Raw genomic sequence first — 14,356 nt, forward strand, 5'->3', positions numbered from 1 at the left:
GTGCCCACCGCCGCGCCGGCTTCTGTCCGGACCCGGCTTCCGCCTGTTTTTCGGCCGGCGCGGCGGTGGGCACCACTGGCTTTTCAGCCGGAGCCTGGCCTGCCTCTGTGCGTGGTGTTTGGGACGGCTCCGTTGCCGGTTCGTTGCCGGGCGCCCTGGCAGCGCTCTCAGTCGGTGTCGGCTCCGGTGTTTTCGAGGGAGAAAGCGTCGTCTTGCCGGCTGGCGGCGCGGCAGGCGTCAGGATGCCGCTGAAATAGATACCAGCTGCCGACACCATAGCCAGCGCCGCCACGGCGGCGATGGCGATGGAGCCGGTCCTCGCAGCTCTCCGGGAAGCATCGGGCACGACCGCGCGGGCAGGGGTGGCTGCCGCCCGAGGGCGCGGTTCGGCAAGGTGCGCGGGGCGCTGATGCGGGACGAAGCGTTGGCCGTCCGGAGTTGCCGAAGTCTGGGCCTGCAGCCTCCCAGGAGCCGGGGGCGCGGCGGTGCGATGCAGGTCCGAGCGGTCGCGCGGCATGGCGGATACCGGCGGCCTCGTCTCCTCGTCGGCGTCGCGGGTCATCCTGGCGATCTCGGCCATGCTGATCGGCCGATGCCGCGGGTCCGGTTGCAGCATCGCCTCGATGATCTCCCTAAAATCGGCATCGATGTCGGAAAGATCCGGAACCGTTCGGCGCTTTTCCACGATTTCGAGCTGAGAGCCGCTCATGTCGATCGGCTTGCCGCGCAAGGCGGCGGCCAGCACCAATCCCATGCTGTAGATGTCGGACTGCTCGCTGACCTCGGCTCCGTAAAGCCCCAGCTGTTCGGGAGAAACGTAGTTGTACTTTCCGGCGAACCTGCCGCCGATCAGCGTTTCTCCGCCGACGGCGGCCGAACGCGCAATGCCAAAATCGATGATCTTGGCGCGGTCGACCCGGCCCCCCGGCAGGATGATGTTGTCCGGGGAGAGGTCGCGATGGATCGCTCCCGCCTGATGCACGGCGCTCAGGCCGGAGGCGAGGCGATGGCAGAGCTTGCGCACGTCCTCCACGGGCATGGCGCCACGCCGCATGACATCGAACAGCGACTGGCCGTCGACGAATTCCATGGCCAGGTAGGGTCGCCCGATGCCGGGATCGATGGTGAAGACGTGGTAGCGCACGACCGCGTCATGCGACAGGTGATTGAGGATCGACGCTTCCTTGCGGAACAAGGACAAGATCGTCTGGTCGCGGGCGAATTCCGGCAGGACGATCTTGATTGCGACGTGGTCGCCGGTCTGGATGTTGTGGCCGCGATAGACCTCGCCCATCCCGCCGGACGCGATCCGCTCGTCAAGCTCGTAGATGCCGCTGAGTTGTGTGCCCACGCCGGTGTTGGCAAGGCCTGGCGAGACGCGCGTCTTGTCGTCGGCGCTCATCGGTCCCGACCCTCGGTGGGCGGATGCGGACGGGGCGCCTGGCCGTTGCGGCGGTCGCCGATCTTCACCAGTATTATGGTCACATTGTCGGTTCCGCCCCGCGCCAACACTGTTTCCAGCAGCTTCTCGCAGGCCGCCTGAGGCGCGGCGGACAACACCGCAGCCTCGATCTCGGCGTCGCTGACATGTGCCGTCAGCCCGTCGGTGTTCAGCACGAAAACGTCTCCCGGCATGGTCTCGCCCTGCTGGTAGTCGATGACGATCTCGTCGCTGACGCCGACCGCGTGGGTGATGACGTTGCGGCGCGGCCAGGTGAGCGCTTCGGCGGCGCTGATCACGCCTCGGTCGAGGAGCTCCTGGACTTCGGTGTGGTCTTTCGAGATCTGCGAGATCGAGGCATTGCGGACAAGATACACGCGGCTGTCGCCGGCCCACAGGCAGGCAAACCGTCCGTCCATCACCAGCAGGGCCGCGAAGGTGGAGCCGATGGTTATGCCGCGGGTTTCGGATATGCTGCGGATTTCGGCATTGGCCCGGCTCAGCCTGTCCTCGAAGCGCGCTCGAAGGTCCGGCGCGGAGCTTGCGATGCCGATCGTCGCCAGGTGGTCGATGATGCTTGCCGACGCCACCTCGCCGGCATCATGCCCGCCCATGCCGTCGGCCACTACCCACAGGCCTGTTCGCGGCTCGACCAGATAGTTGTCTTCATTGTGGTCGCGCACGCAGCCTTTGTGGCTTACGCCGAAGCTTTCAAAGGGAAGGGGGGCGACAGTGTTCAATTTGCCACCAAGCGCTTCGCAAGCGTCCTTCGCGGCGCGCCCTCGGGCCGCCGCTCGCGCCACTCTGCCACAGGCGCGAACATTAGAGTATCTAAATCAAGGTCGGTACGCCGACCGTCCAGGATTGTCGTCGACGTGGCGGAGAGCCAAAAAATCATCTCAGAATGCCTTCGGGCAACTGAACCCGGCAAGCGCTGGAAGGAACAGCGGGTTGGGTTCGGAGTTGCTCTGGATCGTATAGGCCACGTCGCGTCCGCCGATCACGAAGCGGGCTTCCAGATTACCTTCGCTTCCGCTGACGGAGGCCTTGTCCATGAGCCGTTTCAGCGCCCACGGGCCGTCGAACTTGATGGCGGATTCCCGGCCGGGCATTTCCGGCGCAAGGCTCAGGCTGGCGGAGCCGGAAGCCGCGCCGCTCGGCCAGCTCAGCGTGCTCGGCACGTTGCCCGTCTGGCTGCTTTGAACGGTCTGGCCATCGACGTCCAGCACCGCGCTGTCGGCATCGCCATGCAACGAAAAGGGCGTGAAGGTGATGCTGACCAAAGGCACCGAGCCGCCCGAGGGAAAGAAGGCGGCGCGGATTTCCGCTGCCGACTGGAAGGTCTTCAATGTGGCTTTCGAGAGGTCGCGACCGAAGCGCTGGTCCTGTTTCCAGCTCCAGTCCTGGCCGGTCATGTCGATCAGCGATGCGAGATTTTGCGCGAAAAAGCGGTCCATCAATCCCCCGGGGGCGAACAGCTTGGCGAAGTCCGCCATAGCTATGTCCTCCATGCTGCCGCTGGCGAAAGGATAGCGGCCATTGACCACCTCCTCGCAGGGCCGCGTCACCGTCTGGTCGAGCAACTGGTTCAAATTCGTCACCGAGGTCTCGGCGACATTGCCCTCGAACTCGTCAGCGGCCGCGTTGACCATCCGGGCAAGCGGCTTGGGCAGGCGCGAGACGTTGGCGCGCAGGGTCGAGACCTGAAGCTGCAGGTTCGTGTTGACGCGCTCCGTCTCCGAGGGAACGTCCGCCGCCAGCTTCAGACTCTGGTAGATGTCGCGAAAGTTCTGCGTCAGCGCGTCGATCGGGCGGCGTCCGGCAGGACCGCTCACTAGGGCCTGGAATGACCTGAACTGCGCCTCGACGTTGGCGCCCGGGCCCTGCGAGCCCGCCGAGCCGGCGCGGCTCTGCGACTTGCCGGCGGCCATCTGGATGCCGATGCGGGCCAGGCCCTTGGCGATGCCCACGGCGTCAGGCCGCTCGGCCGTGCCTGCCTGGACATCGAGGAACTGGCTTTCCTGGGTCAGGGTGGTCTCATCGGCAATCGCGCTGAACAGCTGATCGATCGGCGAGTTCGGCGAAGCTGCGGCGGAAAGTGCGATATATTGTGGCTTGTCCTTCAGCATCGCCTTGAACCGCAGCTGATCGAGAATGCCGTTCCACGCCGCGGCAAACTCCTTGGCATAGCGATCGAGAAGCTCGGGTCCGAGCTTGAGCAATTCCTGATCGATGCCACCCTGCTCGCCGCCGCCGCCGAGTACCCACCGGTCGTCGACAAGCATCTGCGCGATGCGTGAGAGCTGCTGGAGATAGAAATCGCTGAAGCCGGCATGGGTGTAGAGGCCGGGAATGCGAAGTCCCGATAGATCACTGCCGTCGACACGCTCGAACAGCAGCGGCGCTTCCGGACCGGCCTTGAGCGAAACGGAAAAATCGCTCAGGGCTGCCGCATGGAGGGCCGACTTGATCAGGGCCGTGGCGCGGTCGGCCAGGCTCATGCGTCCGAGTGAGCGTTGGGCGGCTTCGACAAGTGGCTGGTCGAGCTTGAAAACCGGATCATAGGCGTCGTCCAGCGCCAGCATGGCGCGCAGATGTTTTTCGAGCTGGGCCCGACCTTCGCGGTTGTTTTCGCCGGGATAGCGGTTCTGTTCCCAGTCCTGCCGCATCCAGGAGACGATCAGCTCGTCGTCGACCTTCGGCGCCTTGCCGCCCAGCATCAGATAGATCTTCAGCGGCTCATAGAGCATCGCCGGATCGGCCATCCTGGCCTGGATCGTGCGCTCGGCCTGCAGCAGCAGGCGCGATCGGAAGCTTCGCTCCAGCGCTTGCCGGTAGGCCGTCCTGGCCGCTGAAAGAAGCCGTTCGCGCTGGCTGAGGCCGAATGTCTCCTCGATCGGCGTCGGCGCGTCGCCGGTCTCGAATCCGGCCGGCAGGTTGCGCAACTGGTCGAGCGGGCCAATCACGTTTTCGAGGTCGACGTCGGCGACCTCTGTGCTTTTGAGCAGCGGTTCCGCCGCCTGGCGGTATTGGCTCATGGCCTGCGTCGTGGCGGCGAGCAGCGATCTGTTGGCCGTGAAGCTCAGCCCAAGCGCGCCCAGGGCGATCGCGGCGGCCAGGACGATCGCGCCGATGCCGCCATATCTGGCGATCGCGGCGCGCCTTTCGGCTGTCCTGTCGTATGAAACCCAGCCGGCCTCGGCGAAAATGACGTCGGCCAGAACATCGTGGAGGAAAAAGCTCTTGCCGGTGCCGGACAGATGCGCCTGCGAACTGCTGCCGAAACTGCGCCCGATCGCGCCCAGCACCTGGTCGATCGGCGTTCCTTCCTGGGTGCCCGAGGAAAAATAGAGGCCGCGCAGGCTGACGTTTACCTCGCTGCGGGAGATGTCGAACAGGCTGGTGACAAAACCGGTAACCCGGCCGCGCAATGCGCCGAACTGGGCCGGAAAGCCGAAGATGGATATGCGCGCGACCGGATCCTGCTCTTCCTGGAGCCGGTCGGCCATCTCGTCCGCCAGGCGCCCGGCCAGAGCGTCGAATTCGGCCGGAGCCTCACCGGCCAAGTTCTTGTTGCGGTCGGTGGTCTGGAAGGTCGCGCCCCACACCTTGCGCCTGCGCGCCTCGTCGAAGCCGCCGAAATAATCCATGAAACCGGAGACGAGGTCGGCTTTGGTGAACAGCAGGTAGACCGGAAACTGGATCCTGAGCGTTTCATAGGTTTCGCGCAGGCGACTTCGTATCTCGGCGACATGGGCGTCAAGCTGCCGATCGTCGAAGCTCATGAGGTCGGCAAGGCTGACTGCCAGGATGACGCCGTTAATCGGCTGCCTGGCGCGGTATTTCTTGAGCAGCGACAGGAAGGCGAGCCAATTCTTCTTGTCGCGGGACTGATCGGAATCCTGTGTCGTGTAGCGCCCGGCGGTGTCGATCAGCACGGCCTCGTCGGTGAACCACCAGTCGCAGGATCGCGTGCCGCCAATGCCGGCCACCGGCTGCGCGGTGCCGGAACCGGCAAGCGGAAAATTCAGACCGGAGTTGACCAGCGCCGTCGTCTTGCCCGCGCCGGGTGGGCCGATGACGATGTACCAGGGGATCTCGTAGAGGAAATTGCGCTTTCCGCTCGAGCGTTTGAGTGCCGCGATGGCCTCGCTCATTCGGGCCTCGAGCACCTGCGAATCGTCATTGTCGGCGTCGTTGCGCACGATCGCGGCTTCAAGCGCCTTATGCGCCGTTCGCCTTTGCCAGAACCGGACCGTGTAGAAGAGCGCCGCCGCGGCCACGACCACGCCGACGATCGCGGCGCGCAACCAGACCGGCCCGAGTGGGCGCGCATCGGCATAACGGATCAGTGGTCCGGCAAACCAGACGGCTGCCGCGAAACCGGCCAAGGCGACGACGTTGAGTATGCGCAGCAGCCAATGCGTCATGGGCGCTTCCGAGGGGCCGCGCTCATAATGTCTCCTCCTTGGGGATCATCACATCGACGCGGCGGTTCGTGGCACGGCCTTCCGGGGTCGCATTGTCGGCGATCGGCTCGTCTTCGCCCTTGCCGTCGGTGGTGATGCGCGATGGGTCCTTGACGCCGGGTGCCATCATCGCCGCGACGGCTTTGGCGCGGGCGACCGAGAGGTCGAAATTGGACTTGAACGTGCTCGATTTGCGCGGTTTTGCGTTGTCGGTATGACCGATGATCCTGATCGGCCCCGGTTCGGCGTCGAGAGCCGTGGCGATGTCTGCGGCGACGGACTGGAACTCCGGCTTCACCTCGGCCTTGCCGGGTTCGAACGTCAGGGCGTTGTTTATTTCCACCACGATGAAGCTGCCTTGCGTGCCCACCGCCAGCCCGCCGCGCGCCAGATCCTCGGCTAGCGCCGCACGGATGCGGTTGATCTGGGTGAGCGCGACGGGGGTTGGGGGAGGCGCGACTTTTGCCGGCTCGGCCGAGGCAGCCACGTCGGCGCTCTCGATTGTCACCGGCGTCGATGGATTGAGCGCCACAAGCTCGCCGGCGACGGCGTCACCCTCATTGGTGATGAAGACCCGCAAGGCAAAGAAGGCCGCCGTCAGGAGACCCGAGGTGACGGCCGCGACGGCCCAGAGCGGCAGCCGCGCTGACGGTCGCGCCATTGTCGCCGCCAATCCCTGCCAGCGGGGTGAAATGTCGTCGTCGGGCCGCGCCCTGAAGTAGCGAAGCGTGTCGAAGACGTCGCGTCGGACACGTTCGAGGTTGCTGTCCTGGCGCGCGAGGCCGCGATACTGACCTTCAAACCCCAGCGATAGGCAGGCATGCATCAGTTCGAGCAGGTCGTAATGCGCTTCCGGTTCGGCCAGCAGCTTGTTCAGCGCCTCATAGAAGCCGGCGCCGGCGGACTTGATGCGAAAGAACCGCGACAGCATGCCGTGCCCTGCCCAGCCGTCCCCCTCGGGCCAGGGCAGGTTGCCGACGAGATCGTCAACGGTTTCGCAAAGCGCAAACTTGGCGATCCGTGCGTCCTCTTCGGCAATGCCCGACTTCTGCATCGCCCGATCGAACCTTTCGATCGCCTCGGCGATGTGCAACGCCAGCGGTTCGGCACGTCTTTCGACCGGGATAAGTCGGAGCTGGCCGAGCAGCATCAGCAAGGGCGCGGCGGCGGCGATGATCGGGTTTGCCGTGGGGTAGGTGATGCTGCCGGTGGCGTCGAGGAGGACGTCCTGCTGCGGCCCCGACGAGGGCGCGGTCTCCAAGGGGCCGGCATTGGACGTCGCCCCTTGATAGATCACGGTTCCGGACACCCAGCCCGGCGGCATGTGCTGTCCGCCCCGCGGATCGAAAACCGTCGAATCCCGCACAGGCAGGGGCTGCCCGCCATCGGCGGATGCCGGCGGGGCCGGCGCCGGCTTTTTCCTGCGTCGTGGATTGGCGCGAATGACGGTCTTGCCGGCGGGGCCGAAGGGATCGTCCTTCGAGCTCATTGCTGGCCTTCCGTCCGCGCATGGCGGCCGTGCTGGCGCGCAAGACCAGGCAGGGGCAGAAGCAAAGAATGCGTGCCCTGCTGACGCGGGGAGTGTCCGGTGGAAGCTAGGCTACAGAACGCGATCCCGCCGTAACATGACATTTGCCGCAGACCCCTGGGTCATTCAGCCGTAACCGCCTGGCGAACTGTCGTATGTGATCGTAATCTCAGAAGCGTCCGATTGGAACCATATGCGCGGAACCGCCCGATTATTCTTAACGGCGGCGGTGTAGGGATCCGGCTCTAGCGCCGGAATTTACACGCTATTTTTGCTTGTCGGCCTTGGCATAGGCTTCGGCGAAATAAGCCAGGAATATGTCCAGCATGCCGTTTTCGTGGGCTTCCTCCATGGTCCGCCAGGTCGCCACGAAAGCATCCCAGGCCTGGCTTTTCTTCGAACTGAACGAGGTGGGCGGAAGCTTCCTGCCGATCGCCTCGGGCGACAGGTCGTCAAGCAGCCGGGAGAGCGCGGCCTGCATGGCCGCATAGGTGGCGAATTCGTGGGTCTTGAGATCGCGGAAGGCGTCTTCGACACTGTGCCTGGCGTCAAGATAGCCGGCCCTGCGCCGCGCGAACATGATTTCCAGGATGTCGTCGGTTCCGGGCACGAATTTGAGCGGATTGTTGTCCGCCGCGCTGATCATCGTGCGGTGCGTGCTCTTGGCCAGGATCTTGGCGGCCGCGCGGGCCTTCAGCAGCAAGGCCAGTTGCTCGACCGTCGTCCGCAGCACCGCGCCGATCTCGGCGGCAACCTCATGCGGGTCGCGCGATTGAAGCAGATCCGGCGAGATGCCGGCCGCCCGCGCGATTTCCCTGAGCAATTCGTCCGCGCCGGGGCGCTGCGCGGCCGAAGGCGGCGCGGCTGCCTGCAGCAGGGAAGACGTCGACGCCGGCGCCTGGCGTTGCTCGCGCGAATTGAAGAACGGCTCGTTGCCGAATTCCTGGGGCCGGCCCGTCGATGCCGGCAATTCCCGTTGCGTCGAACCGGATCTCGGTTGGGGGTGACCCGTCACGCCGCGCTCGTCGTCGATGGACACGAAGATGACATAGCGGCCGATCAACAGCCGGTCGCCATGGCCGAGGCGATGCGGCGCGGCCAGGCGCTGGCTGGACCCGTTGATGAAGGTGCCGTTGCGCGAAACATCGTGAAGCCAGAACGCGCCCGCCTCATAGCGGACCTCGCAATGCCGGCCGGAAATGAACTTGTCAGGGTCGGGCAGGGTCCAGTCGCAATTTTCGCGTCCGATTTCAAAGCTGCGGTCGCGCGAACCGTAACCGAGCGGGAGACCGGCGGGCGCGGCCTCGACATTGTTGATCTGCAGACTGATGAACATATGAAAGTGCCGCCGACCGCTGATCGATACTTCGCCATTCTAGCAGCTTGCGAGGACAACACGACAGCAGCCTCTCACAACCGCCTCCGGAGCAAGGTTTGCCCGCCCTTGGTTCCTTTTGGTTGGCGGGAAAACATATGGTAGGCTGAACGAAGCCTGGTGTGGCAATCCGGGAAGTCCCCGAACGTGATGCGGTTAACATAGGGGGAACTTCAAATCCGTCACACTGGCGGCCGCGTCCTGGAGGGGCACGACCCATGCCGAACGAACGTGCCACGGTTGTGCAGACGCCGTTAGGCGCCGAGCTGTTGACCTTCACCCATCTTGTCGGGCGCGATGAGATCAGCCGCTGCTTCGCCCATACGGTGGGGTTTGTCAGCACCAACCACAATGTCGATCCGCTGAAGATGCTGGGCGGCGCCGTTTCGGTCGAAGGCGAATCCGATCCGAAGCGCTGGTTCAGCGGCCTGGTGTCGGAGTTCCGGTTAACCCGCATCGAGGACCGGCTGGCCTACTATGAAGCGGTCATCAGGCCATGGCTCTGGTTTCTCGGCAACACCACCGATTGCCGCATCTTCCAGAACATGACCGCCGTCGAAATCGTCGAGAAGATCTTCTCAAAATACGGTACGGCGAAATTCGAGAAGCGGCTGCAAGGGTCCTATCCCTCGCGCGAGTACTGTGTGCAGTACGACGAGAGCGACCTTGATTTCGTGCAGCGACTGATGGAGCACGAAGGCATCTTCTATTTCTTCGAATACGACGAGGGCAAGCACACGCTCATTCTGTGCGATGCGATGAGCAAGCTGAAGGCGGCTCCGGGCTACGATAAGGTGCTTTACAATTTCGAGGGGCAGGGCTCGCGGAGGGATGTCGAATACATCACCGAATGGGTCCCGGGCAGCGAGGTGCGGCCCGGCGCCTATGCGCACACCGACTATGATTTCGAGAAGCCTGGCGCCGACCTGATGGCCAAGTCCGCCCAGCCGTGCAGCCACAAGGAGGCCTCGGGCGAGAACTACCGGCATCGCGGAGCGCATCTGGATGTGGGGCGGGGCGACAGTCTTGCCGGGATCCGGCGCGAAGAACTCCAGGCCTTGCACCAGCGCAGCGCGGCTGCCGGAACCGTGCGCGGCCTCCATTCCGGTTGCACGTTCAATCTGGAGAGTTTTCCGCGCGACGACCAGAACCAGGAATATCTGGTGATCAGCGCCGAATACAGGTTGTTCGATCCAGGCTACAGAACCCAGAACGAGATCCATGCCGAGAACTTCAAGATCGTGCTCGGCGTCGCTCCCACTTCCTTGCACTACCGTCCGCCGCGGATCACGCCGCGGCCGATCATGCGCGGCCCGCAGACAGCGACGGTGGTCGGCCCTTCGGGCGAGGAGATATTCACCGACAAATATGCAAGGGTGAAGGTGCAGTTCCACTGGGACCGCCTGGGCAAGAAGAACGAAAACAGCTCGTGTTTCGTGCGAGTCTCGCAGACCTGGGCCGGCAGCGGCTGGGGCTTCATCCAGATCCCGCGCATCGGCCAGGAGGTCATCGTCGATTTTCTCGACGGCGACCCGGACCTGCCGATCATCACCGGCCGGGTCTACAACGCCTCGCAGATGCCGCCCTATGGGCTGCCGGGCAATGCGACGCAATCAGGCTGGAAATCGAACTCGTCCAAGGGCGGCGGCGGCTACAACGAGTTGATGTTCGAGGACAAGGCCGGTTCCGAGCTGGTCAATTTCCAGGCGCAGAAGGATCACAACCTTCTGATCAAGCACGATCGCACGAAGCTGGTCCAGCACGACCAGTCCGATCGCATTGACCACGACGCCAAGCACTCCGTCGGCCACAACCTCGACGAGGACGTCGGCAACAACAAGACGGTCAAGGTCGGCGTCGACCAGACTACGAACATCGGCAGCAACGACACCGAGACGGTGGGCAAGGACCGATCGCTGACGGTGATGGCGAATGAGACGATCCACGTCGTTTCGAACTCGACGGAGAATATCGACGCCAACCATTCGCAGACGGTGGGCATCGTGCAGACGATCACGGTTGGCGCGGCGCGTGTCGATACGGTGGGGGCCTCCGAGACACGAAGCGTCGGTGCGGTGCAGTCGAACACGATCGGCGCGTCGCGGTCGGTGAGCGTGGGCGCGGCGCAGAGCCATGACATCGGAGCGGGAGACAGCTGGAACATCGCGGCGGAGCAAGCCGTCCAGGTCGGTGCCGACCAGAACTTTAAGATCGCAAAGAATCAAGGCACCGACATCGGCGCTGACCGCTCCGCCAAGATTGCCAAGGACGATCTTACCGAGGTTGGCGGCAATAGTGCGCTCAAGATTGCCAAGAAGAGTTTGGTGGACATTGGTGAGGATGGCGGGATCAAGGTTGGCAAGACGTTGTCGATCGAGGCCGGCGACGCGATCGTCATCAAGTGCGGATCAGCTGCGATCGGCATGAAGAAGGATGGGACGATCACCATCGAGGGCAAAGACATAACCGTCATCGGGTCCGGTGAAATCGAGGTCAAGGCCTCAAAGAACATCACCATGAAGGGCAGCAAGATCAACCTGAACTGAGAGATCATTCAGAATGGCCAGGACGGTCGCGAAAATTGAGGGCGTCGTAATCGGGATCTTCCTGGGTTTCGAGGATTCGGCCCCGCTGGTCGTTTTCCCTGGGAACCCGGAGCAGACGGCGCTCCAGGCACGCAGCCTCACCGAACTGACATCTTCGATGGTCGGCTCGGAAGTGGCGCTGCTGTTCCAGGGAGGTGACCCGCGGATGCCCCTGATCGTCGGGCGCATTGTCGATCCTGGCCGGAAGTCGGCGACACGGGTCATTCGGGACGGCGAGAGCGTGCAAATCAACGCCGACGAACGTCTTGAGCTGCGTTGCGGCAAGGCCACGATTGTCATGGAGAAGGACGGGCATATAACAATCCGCGGCACCTATCTCGTTAGTCACGCAAGCGCGTCGAACCGCATTCGGGGCGGTTCGATCAACCTGAACTGATGGCTGTTCCGGTGCTTCGCGAGATCGTACGCCAGCACGCGGAGATGGCTGCCTTCCTTTGGACGGTTTACGACTACCATTTGCTTCATCCAGAAGAGAATCCCGACATGGATGAAGATCGTCTGGCGCGATTGATAGAGCGGCTGGAAGCGCATCTGGACGGATTGCGGGTCGCGGGCGACATCGGCCGCGAGATTGCCAATGACCGATTTGCCGAATATCCGGAGGCGGGCGAATTGTTCGTCGTCAGGATGCTCCAGCCCACGGTTCAGCCGATAGCCGTGACGCAGCTGAATCTCGCGAGTGTGCGCAAGTATCTCGCCGCCCATCTGCCGCGCTGACTACTGGATCAGGCGAAGGTCGGTGCCGTCATAGTCAAGCTGCAACGAGTTCCATTTCTTGCCGTCGAAGCGCCAGGCAATGCCGCCTCCGACAAGATAGAGATATTCAGTGTCTGAACGCATGTCCCAGCCGGTGCCGGCGGGGTGGAACTCTACGAGCTGGTTGCCTTGTTCCCGGTAGATGCCGAATTCGCTGTCGCCCCAGTACACCTCCCCCTGAAACTGGTGAACGCAGAAAAACCTGCTCTTGGGCGCTTCCAGTTCGATCATTTCCTCGTTCACCACGCGGATGCATGTGCCATCATTGCCGCAGGCGCGAACGACGCCGTCCGGCGTTACGAAGACACCCCAAAGATCGTTTTCGATAGGCAGATCGATTGCCCGCCATCCGTCACCGACCAGCCGCTGCAGAGTTCCCACCTGGCCTACGCAGTGGATAAGATCGCGCCGTGGTCCGTGCACGTCGCGCAGGCGATGAGGCCGATCGGCTTTCAAGGCCGACCAGGCATTTCCGTCGAACGCCCACGACTGCCCCTTGTCTCCAACCAGGAGGGTGAGACCGTCGTCATAGGACCACACACGCTGCATCAGATTCTTCGCGACTTTCGTCGAGGTCCAGTTGCCCCCGCGGTAACGCCAGACGACCCTTCCCACTTCAAGGGCAAAAAGGTTGGTGAGGCTGGGGGAAGCGAGAGACGCCAGCCATTCTTCAAGCTTCAAGGTTTGACTTTGGGTTCCCGGCGCGAAGCTGCTGACTTCGAAAACAACGGAATAGGCGATGTCGTGGTCCTGCGTTCCGAGTTCGAAAAGCAGGGCACAGTGATCCCGCCCGAACGGTACGATCTGCATGCATTGGGCATGGTAGCGCGGGTCCCGGAGGATCGTTTCGATGTCGTTGGTGAACTTGCTCACGGCTAACTCCTACCTTGTCATGGCCCTGACGTCTTTGATGCTCATAGGTGGCTTGCCGGTCGCTTTCCTATGCTCGTTGATCTTTTCCTGGATGTGAGCAAGGAAGACCGCGACCAGACAGGCGGCCACTCTTGCCTTCTCCGCGGCTGATTTGCCGGCCATGTTCTCGTGATTCTCCACCGACGCTTCAGCGCAGGTGTCGGTGAACTCACCTAGGTTCGGATCGTCATTCTTCAGGCTGTCACGACATACCTTGCTCTTGTCGTAATGGTCCGTGCCGGTGGTTTGACCGTTCCTGATGCCGCTGGGCTTGGTGTCGCCCTTGGTCCATCTGGAATGCATGCAAAGGCAGGGCGCGTCGTCACATTTGTAGTTCTTGAACTTGGCCTTGGTCTTATTGCGGTTGCCGGACACTGCCATGAACTGATTTTCGACATAGTGTTCCGACCATTCCCCCTTCTTGCTGTCGCACGTGCTGTCGCCGTGGCGGTGAAGAACCATATCGTTTCTGGTCAGGATCGTTTTGCACGAGACGCCATCGACCTCCCACTGCGCCGCATGCGTCATCGGCGGGGTGTTTGCTTGGGGCGAAGCGTGATTGTTCGTCGCGAGATCCGTATGGCGAACGACTGGCTCGCCATCGAACTTCACGTCGCTCGACCAGGAATTGAAATATTCCTTGCCGGTATTCTTGGACGTGATGACGCCCTTCTTCGCCGCGCAACCGGCCTCGGTGCCGGATGTCTTCGTCAGGTAAGACTGGTTCTTGATGTTGACCGTCTTGCCGGCGATCTTGACGGTACCCGTTCCCTTGTCGGTGTCCGATGCAAAGCCGAAACTCGGATAGGGGACCGGTACGCCTGGTGGGGTGGCCGGATTTTCAGGCGGCGTGAAGCACACGTCCGGAAACGCCCCCAAGGTCTTTGCGTCGACGGCTTTGCCGGAAATTTCCAGACCGTTGGCAAAAACGTTCGTCGACATCAGCTTGCAGCCGCAAATATAGCGGCGCCGCACGCACCACTGTCGTTGGACGCTTCGATCAGGACCGGATTGCCCTTGTCGTAGCCCTTCCGGGCCGCGGTCCATGCCATACCCATCATCATGGGCACGACGGCCGCGCCGATGTTGCCCAAGGATTCGGTCGGCGACAACAGATCCTGGAAGGCATGGCGCCCCCGGACCAATCTCAACGATGCCAGTGCTGTCTGCCGGAACCAGTATTGCTCGCCCACGAGATCAGACATCCGGTAGCCAACCCCGTTCATTTCGATGCCGGTCTGCTCAAGCGCCACTCGGTAGGCGGTCGTC

The 14,356-nt window shown here is 63.0% G+C and carries 10 protein-coding genes and 1 pseudogene; 3 read left to right on the forward strand and 8 right to left on the reverse strand.

Going from position 1 to position 14,356, the window contains the following annotated elements:
- The 5 genes from EN745_RS15760 to tagH form a co-directional block, all read right to left on the reverse strand.
- Nucleotides 1-1,402, reverse strand: a 1,402-nt coding sequence (locus tag EN745_RS15760; RefSeq protein WP_145992043.1) for a serine/threonine protein kinase, incomplete at its 3' end; no start/stop codon positions are given.
- Nucleotides 1,399-2,181 carry a protein phosphatase 2C domain-containing protein gene (locus EN745_RS15765; protein WP_127406948.1) on the reverse strand — a complete coding sequence of 261 codons (783 nt, stop codon included), beginning with the start codon at nucleotides 2,179-2,181 and terminating at the stop codon, nucleotides 1,399-1,401. The genes EN745_RS15760 and EN745_RS15765, both read right to left, overlap by 4 nt.
- Before the next feature lie 159 nt (nucleotides 2,182-2,340).
- Complete coding sequence (gene tssM, locus EN745_RS15770; RefSeq protein ID WP_127421709.1) at nucleotides 2,341-5,871, reverse strand: type VI secretion system membrane subunit TssM; 3,531 nt, start codon at nucleotides 5,869-5,871, stop codon at nucleotides 2,341-2,343.
- A 22-nt stretch (nucleotides 5,872-5,893) separates the two neighbouring features.
- Complete coding sequence (gene tssL, locus EN745_RS15775; protein WP_127421710.1) at nucleotides 5,894-7,399, reverse strand: type VI secretion system protein TssL, long form; 1,506 nt, start codon at nucleotides 7,397-7,399, stop codon at nucleotides 5,894-5,896.
- A 304-nt stretch (nucleotides 7,400-7,703) separates the two neighbouring features.
- Nucleotides 7,704-8,774: a type VI secretion system-associated FHA domain protein TagH gene (tagH, locus tag EN745_RS15780; protein WP_127421711.1), complete on the reverse strand. Its 1,071-nt coding sequence runs from the start codon at nucleotides 8,772-8,774 to the stop codon at nucleotides 7,704-7,706.
- A 257-nt stretch (nucleotides 8,775-9,031) separates the two neighbouring features.
- Here tagH and tssI point away from each other — a divergent pair, with 257 nt between their 5' ends.
- From tssI to EN745_RS15795, 3 genes are read left to right on the forward strand one after another with little or no spacing between them, the layout of a single operon-like run.
- Nucleotides 9,032-11,359: a type VI secretion system tip protein TssI/VgrG gene (tssI, locus tag EN745_RS15785; protein ID WP_127421712.1), complete on the forward strand. Its 2,328-nt coding sequence runs from the start codon at nucleotides 9,032-9,034 to the stop codon at nucleotides 11,357-11,359.
- Between the two features lie 13 nt (nucleotides 11,360-11,372).
- Nucleotides 11,373-11,795, forward strand: coding sequence for a DUF6484 domain-containing protein (locus EN745_RS15790; RefSeq protein ID WP_126058933.1), 423 nt, complete (start codon nucleotides 11,373-11,375; stop codon nucleotides 11,793-11,795).
- Nucleotides 11,792-12,136 (forward strand): hypothetical protein, encoded by a 345-nt coding sequence (locus EN745_RS15795; protein WP_126058934.1) that lies wholly within the window; start codon nucleotides 11,792-11,794, stop codon nucleotides 12,134-12,136. The genes EN745_RS15790 and EN745_RS15795 overlap by 4 nt, the downstream gene beginning before the upstream one ends.
- Here EN745_RS15795 and EN745_RS15800 read toward each other — a convergent pair whose 3' ends face one another.
- The 3 genes and pseudogenes from EN745_RS15800 to EN745_RS15810 all read right to left on the reverse strand — a co-directional run.
- Entirely contained in the window at nucleotides 12,137-13,048 is a 912-nt protein-coding gene (locus tag EN745_RS15800) for a hypothetical protein (protein WP_127400301.1), read from the reverse strand.
- Nucleotides 13,049-13,057: 9 nt separating this feature from the next.
- Nucleotides 13,058-14,029 (reverse strand): DUF4150 domain-containing protein, encoded by a 972-nt coding sequence (locus tag EN745_RS15805; RefSeq protein ID WP_127400302.1) that lies wholly within the window; start codon nucleotides 14,027-14,029, stop codon nucleotides 13,058-13,060.
- Nucleotides 14,029-14,356, reverse strand: a pseudogene (locus EN745_RS15810) (3-oxoacyl-ACP synthase); the annotation flags it as partial. The pseudogene EN745_RS15810 and the gene EN745_RS15805, both read right to left, overlap by 1 nt.

The sequence above is a fragment of the Mesorhizobium sp. M4A.F.Ca.ET.022.05.2.1 genome (assembly GCF_003998845.1).
Taxonomy (GTDB): Bacteria; Pseudomonadota; Alphaproteobacteria; order Rhizobiales; family Rhizobiaceae; genus Mesorhizobium.

Excerpts from the sequence above, each read along its gene's own strand:
- EN745_RS15790 (WP_126058933.1), top strand. The coding sequence starts at position 11,373 with ATGGCCAGGACGGTCGCGAAAATTGAGGGCGTCGTAATCGGGATCTTC.
- tssL (WP_127421710.1), bottom strand. The coding sequence starts at position 7,399 with ATGAGCTCGAAGGACGATCCCTTCGGCCCCGCCGGCAAGACCGTCATT.
- tssI (WP_127421712.1), top strand. The coding sequence starts at position 9,032 with ATGCCGAACGAACGTGCCACGGTTGTGCAGACGCCGTTAGGCGCCGAG.
- tagH (WP_127421711.1), bottom strand. The coding sequence starts at position 8,774 with ATGTTCATCAGTCTGCAGATCAACAATGTCGAGGCCGCGCCCGCCGGT.
- EN745_RS15805 (WP_127400302.1), bottom strand. The coding sequence starts at position 14,029 with ATGTCGACGAACGTTTTTGCCAACGGTCTGGAAATTTCCGGCAAAGCC.
- tssM (WP_127421709.1), bottom strand. The coding sequence starts at position 5,871 with ATGACGCATTGGCTGCTGCGCATACTCAACGTCGTCGCCTTGGCCGGT.